The organism is Leisingera thetidis (assembly GCF_025857195.1).
In the GTDB taxonomy this organism is placed as follows: domain Bacteria; phylum Pseudomonadota; class Alphaproteobacteria; order Rhodobacterales; family Rhodobacteraceae; genus Leisingera; species Leisingera thetidis.
The window spans coordinates 184,400-196,857 of the sequence record NZ_CP109787.1; the positions used below are offsets into that span (position 1 = coordinate 184,400).

Here is a 12,458-nt window from a genome sequence, read left to right on the forward strand (position 1 = left end):
CAGTCTAGCGGTTGACGCTTATCAGGAAAAACTTGTTATATTTGGCTAAAAGGAAAGTAATTTTTGCTTAACTTCACTTTGCGCCAGCTTGAACACCTAGCGGCATCGGCCCGCACCGGCAGCATTGCCGCTGCTGCCCGGGAGCTTGGCGTGACCGCTGCTGCGGTTGCGGCGTCTCTTGGCAAACTGGAGGAAGCCAGCGGCCTGGTACTGTTCGACAGGTTTCCTGCCCAGGGGGTACGGCTGACCGCAGCGGGACGCGCGGTACTGGAAACGGCAGAGGGCCTGCTGTCGCTGGGACAGGCGCTGCAAGTGCAGATGCGCGGGCTGGAGGACTGCAGCAGCGGCCATCTGCGCTTTGCCTGCTACCACGCGCTGGCCTATGTCTTTGCCCCGGAGATCCTGCTGCAGCACCGGCAGCGCTGGCCCAAGGTGGCGCTTGAGGTGTTCGAAGGAAGTTTCGAGCAGATACAGCGGCAGCTGGAAACCGCCGAGGCGGACTTGGCGCTGGCCTATGATCAGGGGTTTGAGGCCAGGGGGCTGGAAATCGAACTGCTGATGCGGGTGCGGCCGAAAGTGCTGCTGCCGGCCATGCACCCTTTTGCCAGCCGCCAGGCGCTGCGGCTGACGGACTTGACGGATATCCCCTATATTCTGGTCAAGGAGTCCGGGCCGGGGCGGTCCTATCTCGATATGCTCCGGCGGGCGGGGCTGGATCCGACGGTTGCGCTGACCACACGGTCATATGAACTGGCCCGGTCCTGTGTCGGCAAAGGCGCAGGCTTTACACTGATGGCTTTTCAGCCGCCAAACCCGAGAACCTACCATAATGATAAAGTTGTGGCAGTGCCTTTGGCGGATGGGCTGGAGGAGATCCCGATTGTTCTGGCCGCGCGGCCCGGTGTGATGAAGGGACCGCTCGCCAGCGCGTTTGCGGCAACCTGCCGTGATGTGCTGCGCGCAGCTTGCGTGCATTAACTGCGTGGAGGGCGGCTCTTGTAAACGGGAAGGTGCCAGCCGAACAGCAGGGACCCGGCACGCAGCACCCAGCAGACGCCTGCGCAGGCCAGCAGTGCAAACTGCAGTTCAATGCCCAGCCAGATGGCGGCCACCGCCGTGATTGCGCCAGCCATGGCGCAGGTGATGTAGAGCTCTCCCTGTTTCAGCACCAGCGGCACCTCATTGCAGACCACGTCGCGCATCAGCCCGCCCATGGTGCCGGTCGCCATACCCATCAGGACGGTGATCACCGGCGGGCTGTCCAGCGCCAGAGCCGCACCGGTGCCGGCAGGAACTGCCACCGCCAGTGCGAAGCTGTCGAGCCAGACCACCCAGCGCAGGCGGCTTTCCAGCAGGTGCGCCGTGAAGAACACGGCTATGGCAGCAAGCGCCGCAAGCAGGATGTAGCTGGGGTTGCCGATCCAGAACACCGGGTTGCGGTCCAGAAGCAGATCCCGCATCGTGCCGCCGCCAAGCGCGGTCAGGCAGGCAACAAAGGCAAAGCCGACGATATCCAGCTGTGCGCGGCTGGCCACCAGCGCGCCGGTCAGGGCAAAGACCAGGACCGAGGCATAATCCAGCAATGCCAGAAAGGTCATTCAGGGGTCCCGAGCATCAGGCGCTTTTCTTTTTCTTGTAGGGCGCCATGCCGGCGCGGGCCAGTTCATCCGCGCGTTCGTTCTCCGGGTGGCCGGCGTGGCCCTTGACCCATTCCCAGGTCACCTTGTGGCGGCGCTGGGCTTCGTCCAGCCGCTGCCACAGCTCGACGTTCTTGACGGGCTTCTTGCTGGAGGTCTTCCAGCCGTTTTTCTTCCAGCCGAAGATCCAGCCGGTGACGCCGTTCTTCACATAGGCCGAGTCGGTGACCACGGTGATCGTGGACGGGCGCGCCAGGCTTTCCAGCGCGTTGATCGCCGCCAGGAGCTCCATCCGGTTGTTGGTGGTCTCCCCCTCGCCGCCCTGGAGTTCCTTTTCCTTGACGATCTCCCCGCCGTCCATCGCGCGCAGCAGCACGCCCCAGCCGCCGGGGCCGGGATTGCCGGAGCAGGCGCCGTCGGTATAGGCAAACAGCTCAGCCATGGGCGGTCAGGATCACGTAGGTTTCAACGCCGCCGGCGAGCCCCTGGCCATTGCCGCGGCGGGACCGTGTTACGCTGAAGCCTGCGTCTTTCAGTAGATTCTTCAATTCATCCTCGCTGTAGTAGGCATAGAAACGTCCCAGTTTGTCACGCCCCTCGCTGTCTCCGAGCTTCATGCCAATATGGAAGATGCCGCCGGGGTTCAAGGCACGATGGATGCGGGCCAGATGCCCGGGGAGATCAGCGCGCGGCGCGTGCAGCAAGCTGAAGTTGGCCCAGACGCCATCAAAGCCATTTCCACTCTCCAGTGCTTCAAATGCGGCGACCTCCACATCGATCCCGAAATCCGATTTTGCCAGTGCGGCCATCCCGGCAGAGGCGTCCATGGCCGAAACCTCAAACCCCTTGGCCTTGAAGCGGGCCGCCCAATGGCCCGGGCCGCAGCCCAGATCCAGGATACGGGCACCGGCCGGCAGGAGGGATGTGAAAGCCTCGAAATCCGGATCGTGGAAACTGTCGTCGGCGCGGGCAAAGCCGTCCGCGTAGGCTTGCGCCGCCTCAGTGTAGACCTCCAGTGTTTGCCGGTCGCTCATGCCGCACCTCTCTCCTGCACTGGACGGCTCAGGCGCGTTCCAGCGCCAGCCGGGCAGCGAGGCCTGCAAACACGGCGGCAAAGCCGCGGCTCATCCACTTCAGCACCCGCTCGCTGTTCAGAAGATAGGTGCGGGCCTGGGCAGCGAACAGACCGTAGAGCACGAAGACAGCGAAGGTCATCGCCATGAACACCAGGCCCAGCACCGACATTTCCAGCGTCGCGCTGGCGGGAGTGCCACTCAGGAAAGGCGGCAGCAGCGCCAGGAAGAATACCGACAGCTTGGGGTTCAGGATATTGATCAAGGCCCCGCGCCAGGCGATTTTCCAACCCGGCAGGCTGGAGCGGTCCGAGCGGATCGCCAGGGCGCCGCCGCTGCGCAGGGCCTGCCAGGCCAGATACAGCAGATAGGCAACGCCTGCGGCCTTGACGATCTGGAACAGCAGGGCGGAGCTGTGCAGCACCGCCGCCAGCCCCAGCGTGGCGGCAGCGAGGTGCGGAACGATGCCGAAGGTGCAGCCAACCGCGGCCCAGATGGAGGCGCGCCAGCCTTGGCCAAGGCCCAGGGCCAGTGTGTAGATGACACCGGTGCCGGGCGCGAGAACGACAACAAAGGCGGTAATCAGAAAGTGCAGGGTGATCATGAATACGGCTCCAGAAATAATGCCCGGGGACTAATGCGTAACACGGTTAGCCCAAAGCGGGAGTGTTTTCTGCAACCTGGATTGCACCCGGCGGATGTTAGGCGGGCTGCCGCAGGACGCGGGGCACTTTGAATTCCACAGTTTCCACCGCGGTCTCAACCACCTCGACCGTCACGTCATAGCGGGCGCGGAAGGCGTCGATCACCTCGTTGACCAGCAGCTCCGGGGCGGAAGCTCCGGCGGTGATGGCGACCGAGCGGATGCCCTCCAGCGCGCGCCAGTCGATGTTCTCGGCGCGCTGCACCAGCTGGGCATACTCGCAGCCGTTCTTGGCCCCGACCTCGACCAGACGGCGCGAGTTGGAAGAGTTCGGCGCGCCGACCACCAGCAGGGCATCCGCCTTGGGGGCCACCGATTTCACCGCCTCCTGGCGGTTGGTGGTGGCATAGCAGATGTCTTCCTTGTGCGGGCCGATGATATTGGGGAAGCGTTCCACCAGCGCCGCCACAATGCCCTTGGTGTCATCCACCGACAGGGTGGTCTGGGTGACATAGGCGAGCCGGTCCGGGTCGCGCACCTCCACCGTGGCCACATCCCCGGCGGTTTCCACCAGCAGCACCTCGCCCTCGGGCAGCTGGCCCATGGTGCCGATGGTTTCGGGATGGCCCTTGTGACCGATCATGATCATCTGCAGCCCGGCTTCGGCGTGGCGCTGGGCCTCGATATGCACCTTGGAGACCAGCGGACAGGTGGCATCGACATAGATCATCTCGCGCGCCTCCGCGGCGGCGGGCACCGATTTGGGCACGCCATGGGCGGAGAAGATCACCGGCCGGTCATCGGGGCATTCGTCCAGCTCCTCGACAAACACCGCGCCCTTGTCGCGCAAGCTGTCGACCACGAACTTGTTGTGCACGATCTCATGGCGCACATAGACCGGCGCGCCCCATTTCCCGATCGCCATTTCGACAATCTTGATGGCGCGGTCGACACCGGCGCAAAAGCCGCGCGGCGCGGCAAGATAGAGGGTCAGGGCTGGCTTGGTCATGGGCGTCTCCTTGCTGGCCAGAGGTAAGCGGTTCAGGCGGCAAGGTCCAGTGCCCGGACGGCACAGCTGCAGCGGCAAAGTGCTGGTCGGAAACGGGGTGCCGTATTTCCGGAGGCAGCGGTCATGAAAGGGAGATGTGCCTGGCTGACAGGAGGGCCGCCACCCGGGCAACCGGCTGTTGCCGGAACAGGCACCGCCCCATCGGGTGCCTTATTCCGGTCCGTATTCCGGCGGTCCAGGCTCAGCCGTGTGCAACCGTAGCCGAACGCGGTTCGCTTTGCTCGCGCGGCGGGCGGCCGATCACGTCGCGCAGTTCTTCCAACTCGATGAAATTGTCGGCCTGGCGGCGCAGGTCGTCAGAGATCATCGGCGGCTGGCTGCGGATGGTCGAGACCACCGAGACGCGCACGCCCTGGCGCTGCAGGCTGGCAATCAGCGGGCGGAAGTCCCCATCGCCGGAGAACAGCACGATATGGTCCACCCGCGGCGCCAGTTCCATGGCATCGACAGTCAGCTCGATATCCATGTTGCCTTTGACTTTGCGGCGGCCCAGGCTGTCGGTGTATTCCTTGGCCGGTTTGGTGACCATGGTGAAGCCGTTGTAATGCAGCCAGTCGACCAGCGGCCGGATCGGTGAATACTCGTCATTCTCCAGCAGAGCGGTGTAATAAAAGGCCCGCAGAAGCTTGCCGCGGCGCATGAATTCCTGCCGTAGAAGCTTATAGTCGATGTCGAACCCAAGCGCCTTGGCCGCGGCGTAAAGGTTTGACCCGTCTATGAACAGCGCGAGCCGTTCGTCTTTGTAAAACATCAAATGTTCCTTCCGGTATTTCCGCCTCGGCCGGGTGTTCCGTGAGTGAATGCTTGAAATCGGCGAAACGGGTGGACTTAATGTAAGTTATTTGTCATCTGCCGCAAGTATACTGCCATTCTGAAATAGGGTCAAAAATGGCCGGAAACCGGAAAACGTCGCTCATCGCACTTGGCGGCAACCTGCCAGCTGACGCTAATGCGCCGCAAGTCACCTTGTCAAAAGCTATCAATGCTTTGCAGTCGGAAGACATCACGCTGCGCTGTGTCTCCCGGTTCTTCCAGACCCCCTGTTTCCCGGCCGGGGCCGGGCCGGATTATGTGAACGCCGCGGTGGCAGTTGAAACCTCCCTGGCGGCCGAAGAACTGCTGGCGCGGCTGCACGCGGTCGAGGCGCAGTTTGCCCGGGTGCGGGAGCAGCGCTGGGGGATGCGGACGCTGGATCTGGATCTGGTCGATCATGGAGGGCAGGTGCTGCCGGATGAAGCGGGCTTTGGCCGCTGGCTGGGGCTGCCGCTGGAGCGCCAGATGCAGGAGGCTCCGGGGCAGCTGATCCTGCCGCATCCGCGCATTCAGGACCGTGCCTTTGTGCTGGTGCCGCTTGCCGATATTGCGCCGCGCTGGCGCCACCCGGTGCTGCGGAAAACCGCGGCAGAGATGCTGTCCGAACTGCCGCCGGAAGATGTGGCGGAAGTAAAGCCCCTGTAACCCGTGCGATGCGGCGTTTTCCGCCCTTGTCAAGAGAAAGATTAGGGCGTAAATGTCTGCCCTCTGGACCAGGAATGAATTGGAGAGTCGCTGATGGCCCGCGTGACGGTTGAAGATTGCGTAGACAAGGTGCCCAACCGCTTTGAGCTGGTGATGCTGGCGGCGCACCGCGCCCGCGAGATCTCGGCGGGTGCCCCGATCACCGTTGAGCGTGACAACGACAAGAACCCGGTCGTGTCCCTGCGCGAAATCGCCGATGAGACCCAAAGCGCGGATGACCTGCGCGAGCGCCTGATCGAGAGCAACCAGACCCAGATCGAGGTGGACGAGCCGGAAGAGGATTCCATGGCTCTGCTGATGGGTGCGGACAACGATAAGCCCGCTGATGACGACATGTCGGAAGAGAAACTGCTGCGCGCGCTGATGGAGGCCCAGGGCCAGGGCTGAGGCGTGCGCTTGCGAATTTGAGGCTGCGGACCGGACATGATTTCCCCTGACGACCTGATTGCTCTGGTCCGCAATTACAATCCCAAGACCAATGCGGAGAGGATCGCCGAGGCCTATGCCTTTGGCGAGCAGATGCATGACGGGCAGTTCCGCCACTCCGGCGAGCCCTATTTCACGCATCCGGTGGCGGTGGCCGCCATCCTGACCGAACAGCGGCTGGATGATGCGACCATCATCACCGCGCTGCTGCACGACACCATCGAAGACACCAAAGCCAATTACGAGGAAGTTGCCCGCCGTTTCGGCGATGAGGTGGCGATGCTGGTCGATGGCGTCACCAAGCTGACCAACTTGCAGCTCAGCAGCCGCGAGACCAAGCAGGCGGAGAATTTCCGCAAGCTGTTCATGGCGATGTCCAAGGATCTGCGGGTGATCCTGGTGAAACTCGCCGACCGTCTGCACAACATGCGCACCATCAAGGCGATGCGCCCGGAAAAGCAGGCCCAGAAGGCGCGCGAGACCATGGATATCTATGCGCCGCTGGCGGGCCGCATGGGCATGCAGTGGATGCGGGAGGAGCTGGAGGATCTGGCGTTCCGGGTGCTGAACGCCGAGGGCCGCCAGTCGATCATCCGCCGTTTCGTGACGCTGCAGCGGGAAACCGGCGATGTGATCCACCGGATCACCGGCGACATGCGGCTGGAGCTGGAAAAGGCCGGGATCGAGGCCGAGGTATTCGGCCGCGCCAAGAAACCCTATTCGATCTGGCGCAAGATGCAGGCCAAGGATCAGGGCTTTTCGCGGCTGTCGGATATCTACGGCTTCCGGGTCATCACGATGTCGGAAGAAGACGCCTACCGGGCGCTGGGCGCCATTCACCAGCGCTGGCGGGCGGTGCCGGGGCGGTTCAAGGATTATATCAGCCAGCCGAAATCCAACGGCTACCGCTCCATCCACACCACCGTTTCGGGCCGTGACGGCAAACGGGTGGAGGTGCAGATCCGCACCCGCCAGATGCATGATGTGGCCGAAACCGGCGTTGCGGCGCATTGGTCCTACAGGGACGGGGTGCGCTCCGAAAACCCCTTTGCGGTTGACCCGGCCAAATGGATCGCCTCGCTGACCGAGCAGTTCGACGCCGAGGACGACCACGACGAATTCCTCGAAGCGGTGAAGCTGGAGATGTATTCGGACCAGGTGTTCTGCTTCACCCCCAAGGGCGATGTGATCAAGCTGCCCAAGGGGGCGACGCCGATCGACTTCGCCTATGCCATCCACACCCGGATCGGCCATGCCTGCGTCGGCGCCAAGGTGGACGGGATCCGGGTGCCGTTGTGGACCCGGCTGCGCAATGGCCAGTCGGTGGACGTGATCACCGCCGAGGGCCAGACGCCGCAGGTCAGCTGGCTGGAAATCGCCACCACCGGCAAGGCCCGCACCGCCATCCGCCGCGCCCTGCGCGAAGCGGACCGGGCGCGGTTTGTGAAGCTGGGCCATGAGCTGGCCCGCTCGGCATTTGATCACGTCGGCAAGAAAGCCACCGACAAGGCGCTGGAAACCGCTGCCCGTGCGCTGCGCGCCAGCGGCGTGAACGAACTCCTCGCAAGACTGGGCGCGGCCGAGATTACCGCGCATGACGTGGTGCAATCGGTCTATCCTGAACTGACCACCGGCGACGGTGACGAAATCTCGCCGCGCCGGGCGGTGATCGGCCTGGAGCCGGGGCAGAGCTTTGAGCGTGCGCCCTGCTGCCAGCCGCTGCCGGGCGAGCGTATCATCGGCATCACCTACCGCGGCCGCGGCGTGGTGGTGCATGCGGCGGATTGCGACAAGCTGGGCGAATTCGAGGATCAGCCGGAGCGCTGGATGGACGTGCATTGGCACAGCGGCACCCATCCGGCCGCCTACGGCACGACCCTGGAGCTGACCATCGGCAACGACGCCGGTGTGCTGGGACGCATTTGCACATTGATTGGCGAGAAAAAGGCCAATATCTCGGATCTGGAATTTGTCGACAGGAAACCAGACTTTTACCGGCTTATGATCAATGTGGAACTGCGGGATGTGGAGCAGCTGCACTCGCTGATGCTGACGCTAGAGGCTGAAAGCGATGTTGCCGCGGTGGCGCGGTTCCGGGACAAGCCGGAAGAGCGCCATTTTCCGGGGTAAGCCGTTGAAACTCTGAGCCGGAACTGGGAAGGACGCACAGCTTTGGTATTCAGGCGCCGGGACAGACGTCCGCCCCTCCGGGCGCTGGCGGATTTTCTCTGGCCGCGCGGCGGCTGGGGCCGTGCCTTCCTGTATGTGAAGCATCGGGTCCGGCGGCTGCCCGATTCGCCCGAACGCATTGCCCGCGGCATCTGGGCCGGCGTGTTCACCACCTTCACGCCATTCTACGGGCTGCATTTTCTGGTGGCGGCCATCATCGCCCGGGTGATGAACGGCAATATCCTCGCCTCGCTCAGCGCCACCTTCTTCGGCAACCCGCTGACCTATGTGCCGATCGGGGTCGCCAGCCTGCAGACCGGCCATTGGCTGCTGGGAACCGAGTTCGACGAGGAGGTCGACAAGTCCCTGGTCGGCAAGTTCATGGCGGCCGGCGGCGATCTGAAGGACAACCTGTTTGCCCTGTTCATGGACAAGCCCGCCGACTGGCAGGGCCTGCATCTGTTCTATAACGAGGTGTTCTACCCCTACATGATCGGCGGCATCCTCCCCGGCATCATCTCAGCGACGGTTTGCTATATGCTCAGCCTGCCGGTGATCCGGGTCTACCAGCAGCGCCGCAGGGCCAAGATCAAGGCCAAATTCGAAGCCATCAAACAGCGCGCCGAGGTCGGAACCGGCTCCTGAGCCGTTCTGCGGATTGTACCATTATTGCCTGCAGGCTTGCTCTTGCCGGCTGTCTGTCTAGTCTTTGTGCTAAAGCATTGACTTCAGACGGATGAGACAGCTGTCATGACACAGAACCAATTGCGCCTGGGCGTGAATATCGACCATGTGGCCACCGTGCGCAACGCCCGCGGCGGCGCTTATCCGGACCCGGTCCGGGCTGCAAAGCTGGCCGAGGAGGCGGGGGCCGACGGCATCACCGCCCACTTGCGCGAAGACCGCCGCCATATCACCGACGCCGATATCGACGGGCTGATGGACGCGCTGAGCGTGCCGCTGAACTTCGAGATGGCGGCAACCGAGGAAATGCAGAGGATCGCCCTGCGCCACAAGCCGCATGCGGTTTGCATCGTCCCTGAAAAGCGCGAGGAACGCACCACCGAAGGCGGGCTGGAAGTCGCGCGCGAGGAAAACAAGCTGGCCCATTTCATCGCGCCCCTGCGCGACGCAGGCTGCCGGGTGTCGATCTTCATCGCCGCCGATAGGAAACAGATCGAAGCCGCCCACCGGATCGGCGCCGAAGTGATCGAACTGCACACCGGCGCCTATTGCGACTATCACGCCGAAGGCAGGTTTGAAGACCGCGACCGCGAACTGGGAGCGCTGCGGGAGATGTCCGCCTTTGCCCATTCTCTGGGGCTGGAGGTGCATGCGGGCCATGGCCTCACCTATGACACCGTGCAGCCGGTTGCGGTCTTCCCGGAGGTGAAAGAACTGAATATCGGCCACTTCCTGATCGGCGAGGCAGTCTTCCGCGGTCTGACCCCGGCGGTGCAGGAGATGCGCCGGCTGATGGACCAAGCGCGGGGGTGATGCGGCCATGCAAGTCAACTTGATCCGTTACGGGCTTTGGTGGATGGGGGCCACCGCCGCAATGCTGCTGGCGGGCCTGCTGCTGGCGCAATTCGGGACCGGCATGCCGGCCGGGCTGGCAACGGTGCTGCCGCCGATGGTTGCCTCGGTTGCGGAAGGCATGCGCATCGCCCAAGCCACCCGCGCGCCCTTGCCCGGCAGGGACGCCTGGATTTGCGCCGCGGCGATGACAGGGGTTGTTGCGGTGCTGACCATCATCCAGCTGCCGCTCTACTGGAACAGCCCGATGGTTGTCGAGGCGCGGGAAACGATTCCGGTCCTTTACCTCGCAGGGATATTCATGCTCCTGCTGGCGGTCATCCTGATGATCAACCGCCTGTTCCTGGGCCATGGCATCAGACTGGGGCTGAAGCGGCTGGAAGAATGATCCTGGGTGTCGGAACCGATCTTGCCAACATCGAGCGCATCCAGCGCACGCTGGACCGTTTCGGCGACCGGTTCCGCAACCGGGTGTTCACTGAACTGGAGCAGCGCAAGGCCGAGCGCCGCCGCGATGCGGCGGGCACCTACGCCAAGCGCTGGGCCGCCAAGGAGGCCTGCTCCAAGGCGCTGGGCACCGGCCTGCGCATGGGAATCGCCTGGAAGGACATGGCGGTATCCAACCTGGCGACCGGCCAGCCAGTGATGCATGTGACCGGCTGGGCCGCCGAGCGGCTGCGCGGGATGACCCCGCCGGGGCATGAGGCGGTGATCCACGTGACCCTGACCGACGACCACCCCTGGGCGCAGGCCTTTGTGGTGATCGAGGCGCGCCCTCTCGCCGGCGTCCCGGCGGAATCGCCTTCCGGAACTTGACTTGCCCCCTTCAGGCCCGCATGTAGCCCCGGACCCTGTTTCCAAACCGGAGAGCCCGATGACGGCCAAAGCAAAGACCGGCAGTTCGATCCTTGAGACGGTGAAGACCATCGTCTACGCGCTGCTGATCGCCGGTGTCTTCCGCACCCTGTTCTTCCAGCCCTTCTGGATTCCCTCCGGATCGATGAAGGAGACCCTGCTGATCGGGGACTTCCTGTTCGTGAACAAGATGGCCTATGGCTATTCCTATGCCTCCTGCCCCAGCGTGCGCATTCCGGCGGTCGGGCTGAACATCGACGCCAAGGACATCTGCGGCTTTCTGGATGGCGGCAACACCCGCCTGATGGGCGGCGAGCCGGAGCGCGGCGATGTGGTGGTGTTCCGCCACCCGGTCAACGGCAATGACTTCATCAAGCGGCTTGTCGGCCTGCCCGGCGATAAAATCCAGATGAAGAACGGCGTGCTGTTCATCAATGGCGCGCCGGTCAAGCTGCAGGATGCAGGCCAGTTCGAGGAAGTGATGGAGCGCCAGGGGCCGCAAGGGTCGCTGCCGCGCTGCGAAAACGCGCCGGTGGGCCAGGGCGCCATCTGCAAGAAGTCGCGCAAGCTGGAGACCCTGCCGGGCGGCAACGAGCACATCGTGCTCAACATCACCAACCAGGGCATGGACCACACTGGCGTCTACCAGGTGCCGGAAGGCCACTACTTCTTCATGGGCGACAACCGCGACAATTCCTCGGACAGCCGCCTGCCGCAGTCCGCTGGCGGCGTCGGGTTCGTGCCGTTTGAAAACCTGATCGGCCGCGCCGATCGGATCATGTTCTCCTCTGCCGGGCGCTCGATGCTCTTTTTCTGGACCTGGCGGAGCGACCGTTTCTTCAAGGGGATCGAGTGAAACTGTCCAAGGAATTGCGCGCCTTCGAGGAGCGGATCGGGCACCGCTTTGCCCGTCCCGACCTGCTGCAGCGCGCCGTGACACATGCCTCTGTGTCCTCGCCCAACCGCAAGGACAACCAGCGGCTGGAATTCCTGGGCGACCGGGTTCTGGGGCTGGTGATGGCCACCGCGCTGCTGGAGCACGACAAGACCGCAACCGAGGGCCAGCTGGCGCCGCGCTTCAACGCGCTGGTGCGCAAGGAGGCCTGTGCCGATGTCGCGCTGGAGATCGATCTGGGCGCGGTGCTGAAGCTGGGCCGTTCCGAGATGATGTCCGGCGGGCGGCGCAAGCAGGCGCTGTTGGGCGACGCGATGGAGGCGGTGATTGCCGCGGTCTACAAGGACGCAGGTTTTGAAGCCGCAGCCGCGATAATCCTGCGCCTGTGGGGCAGCCGCATCCATCAGGTCGAGACCGACGCGCGCGACGCCAAGACCTCCCTGCAGGAATGGGCGCAGGCGCGCGGGCAGAAGCCTCCATCCTATGTCGAGGTCTCCCGCAGCGGTCCGGATCACGCACCGGTCTTCACCATTGCGGCCCGGCTGCAGGACGGCACCGAGGCCCAGGCCACCGCAGGCTCCAAGCGTCAGGCCGAACAGGCCGCGGCCAAGGCACTGCTGGACCAGCTCGGCTAAGC

At 63.9% G+C, this 12,458-nt stretch carries 16 protein-coding genes; 10 read left to right on the forward strand and 6 right to left on the reverse strand.

Annotated elements, in window-relative coordinates:
- Window positions 1-63 precede the first annotated feature (63 nt).
- Window positions 64-978 carry a LysR family transcriptional regulator gene (locus tag OKQ63_RS00895; protein ID WP_264212116.1) on the forward strand — a complete coding sequence of 305 codons (915 nt, stop codon included), beginning with the start codon at window positions 64-66 and terminating at the stop codon, window positions 976-978.
- Here the strand turns inward: OKQ63_RS00895 and OKQ63_RS00900 are convergent.
- From OKQ63_RS00900 to OKQ63_RS00925, 6 genes are all read right to left on the reverse strand, one after another.
- The gene (locus OKQ63_RS00900) at window positions 975-1,598 is read right to left on the reverse strand and encodes a trimeric intracellular cation channel family protein (RefSeq protein ID WP_264212117.1); all 624 of its coding nucleotides are present in this window, start codon (window positions 1,596-1,598) and stop codon (window positions 975-977) included. The two genes, OKQ63_RS00895 and OKQ63_RS00900, sit on opposite strands and share 4 nt — an antisense overlap.
- Window positions 1,599-1,614: 16 nt before the next feature.
- Window positions 1,615-2,079: a ribonuclease HI gene (gene rnhA, locus OKQ63_RS00905; protein ID WP_264212118.1), complete on the reverse strand. Its 465-nt coding sequence runs from the start codon at window positions 2,077-2,079 to the stop codon at window positions 1,615-1,617.
- Window positions 2,072-2,671 (reverse strand): class I SAM-dependent methyltransferase, encoded by a 600-nt coding sequence (locus OKQ63_RS00910; protein ID WP_264212119.1) that lies wholly within the window; start codon window positions 2,669-2,671, stop codon window positions 2,072-2,074. Before OKQ63_RS00910 ends, rnhA begins: the two co-directional genes overlap by 8 nt.
- A gap of 28 nt (window positions 2,672-2,699) precedes the next feature.
- Window positions 2,700-3,314, reverse strand: coding sequence for a LysE family translocator (locus tag OKQ63_RS00915; RefSeq protein ID WP_264212120.1), 615 nt, complete (start codon window positions 3,312-3,314; stop codon window positions 2,700-2,702).
- A 97-nt stretch (window positions 3,315-3,411) separates the two neighbouring features.
- Window positions 3,412-4,362 carry a 4-hydroxy-3-methylbut-2-enyl diphosphate reductase gene (gene ispH / locus OKQ63_RS00920; protein ID WP_264212121.1) on the reverse strand — a complete coding sequence of 317 codons (951 nt, stop codon included), beginning with the start codon at window positions 4,360-4,362 and terminating at the stop codon, window positions 3,412-3,414.
- A gap of 241 nt (window positions 4,363-4,603) precedes the next feature.
- Window positions 4,604-5,173 (reverse strand): LabA-like NYN domain-containing protein, encoded by a 570-nt coding sequence (locus tag OKQ63_RS00925; protein ID WP_264212122.1) that lies wholly within the window; start codon window positions 5,171-5,173, stop codon window positions 4,604-4,606.
- A gap of 137 nt (window positions 5,174-5,310) precedes the next feature.
- Here OKQ63_RS00925 and folK point away from each other — a divergent pair, with 137 nt between their 5' ends.
- The 9 genes from folK (at window position 5,311) to rnc (ending at window position 12,456) form a co-directional block, all read left to right on the forward strand.
- Entirely contained in the window at window positions 5,311-5,880 is a 570-nt protein-coding gene (gene folK / locus OKQ63_RS00930) for a 2-amino-4-hydroxy-6-hydroxymethyldihydropteridine diphosphokinase (RefSeq protein WP_264212123.1), read from the forward strand.
- A gap of 93 nt (window positions 5,881-5,973) precedes the next feature.
- Entirely contained in the window at window positions 5,974-6,327 is a 354-nt protein-coding gene (rpoZ, locus tag OKQ63_RS00935) for a DNA-directed RNA polymerase subunit omega (RefSeq protein WP_019296607.1), read from the forward strand.
- A gap of 36 nt (window positions 6,328-6,363) precedes the next feature.
- Window positions 6,364-8,496, forward strand: a complete 2,133-nt coding sequence (locus OKQ63_RS00940) for a RelA/SpoT family protein (RefSeq protein WP_264212124.1) — start codon at window positions 6,364-6,366, stop codon at window positions 8,494-8,496.
- Between the two features lie 42 nt (window positions 8,497-8,538).
- Window positions 8,539-9,180 (forward strand): DUF2062 domain-containing protein, encoded by a 642-nt coding sequence (locus tag OKQ63_RS00945; RefSeq protein WP_264212125.1) that lies wholly within the window; start codon window positions 8,539-8,541, stop codon window positions 9,178-9,180.
- A 105-nt stretch (window positions 9,181-9,285) separates the two neighbouring features.
- On the forward strand, window positions 9,286-10,032 hold the full coding sequence (locus OKQ63_RS00950; RefSeq protein WP_264212126.1) for a pyridoxine 5'-phosphate synthase: 747 nt from the start codon (window positions 9,286-9,288) through the stop codon (window positions 10,030-10,032).
- A 7-nt stretch (window positions 10,033-10,039) separates the two neighbouring features.
- Window positions 10,040-10,459 carry an ABZJ_00895 family protein gene (locus OKQ63_RS00955; protein ID WP_264212127.1) on the forward strand — a complete coding sequence of 140 codons (420 nt, stop codon included), beginning with the start codon at window positions 10,040-10,042 and terminating at the stop codon, window positions 10,457-10,459.
- Entirely contained in the window at window positions 10,456-10,887 is a 432-nt protein-coding gene (acpS, locus tag OKQ63_RS00960; RefSeq protein WP_264212128.1) for a holo-ACP synthase, read from the forward strand. Before OKQ63_RS00955 ends, acpS begins: the two co-directional genes overlap by 4 nt.
- A 58-nt stretch (window positions 10,888-10,945) precedes the next feature.
- A complete protein-coding gene (gene lepB, locus OKQ63_RS00965) occupies window positions 10,946-11,782 on the forward strand; it encodes a signal peptidase I (protein ID WP_264212129.1) in 837 nt (278 codons plus the stop codon).
- Window positions 11,779-12,456, forward strand: a complete 678-nt coding sequence (gene rnc, locus OKQ63_RS00970; protein ID WP_264212130.1) for a ribonuclease III — start codon at window positions 11,779-11,781, stop codon at window positions 12,454-12,456. Before lepB ends, rnc begins: the two co-directional genes overlap by 4 nt.
- Window positions 12,457-12,458: the final 2 nt, after the last annotated feature.

Coding starts and splice junctions, on each gene's coding strand:
- OKQ63_RS00925 (WP_264212122.1), bottom strand. CDS start 5,173: ATGTTTTACAAAGACGAACGGCTCGCGCTGTTCATAGACGGGTCAAAC.
- rpoZ (WP_019296607.1), top strand. CDS start 5,974: ATGGCCCGCGTGACGGTTGAAGATTGCGTAGACAAGGTGCCCAACCGC.
- OKQ63_RS00910 (WP_264212119.1), bottom strand. CDS start 2,671: ATGAGCGACCGGCAAACACTGGAGGTCTACACTGAGGCGGCGCAAGCC.
- folK (WP_264212123.1), top strand. CDS start 5,311: ATGGCCGGAAACCGGAAAACGTCGCTCATCGCACTTGGCGGCAACCTG.
- acpS (WP_264212128.1), top strand. CDS start 10,456: ATGATCCTGGGTGTCGGAACCGATCTTGCCAACATCGAGCGCATCCAG.
- OKQ63_RS00950 (WP_264212126.1), top strand. CDS start 9,286: ATGACACAGAACCAATTGCGCCTGGGCGTGAATATCGACCATGTGGCC.
- OKQ63_RS00940 (WP_264212124.1), top strand. CDS start 6,364: ATGATTTCCCCTGACGACCTGATTGCTCTGGTCCGCAATTACAATCCC.
- OKQ63_RS00915 (WP_264212120.1), bottom strand. CDS start 3,314: ATGATCACCCTGCACTTTCTGATTACCGCCTTTGTTGTCGTTCTCGCG.
- ispH (WP_264212121.1), bottom strand. CDS start 4,362: ATGACCAAGCCAGCCCTGACCCTCTATCTTGCCGCGCCGCGCGGCTTT.
- OKQ63_RS00900 (WP_264212117.1), bottom strand. CDS start 1,598: ATGACCTTTCTGGCATTGCTGGATTATGCCTCGGTCCTGGTCTTTGCC.
- lepB (WP_264212129.1), top strand. CDS start 10,946: ATGACGGCCAAAGCAAAGACCGGCAGTTCGATCCTTGAGACGGTGAAG.
- OKQ63_RS00955 (WP_264212127.1), top strand. CDS start 10,040: ATGCAAGTCAACTTGATCCGTTACGGGCTTTGGTGGATGGGGGCCACC.
- rnhA (WP_264212118.1), bottom strand. CDS start 2,079: ATGGCTGAGCTGTTTGCCTATACCGACGGCGCCTGCTCCGGCAATCCC.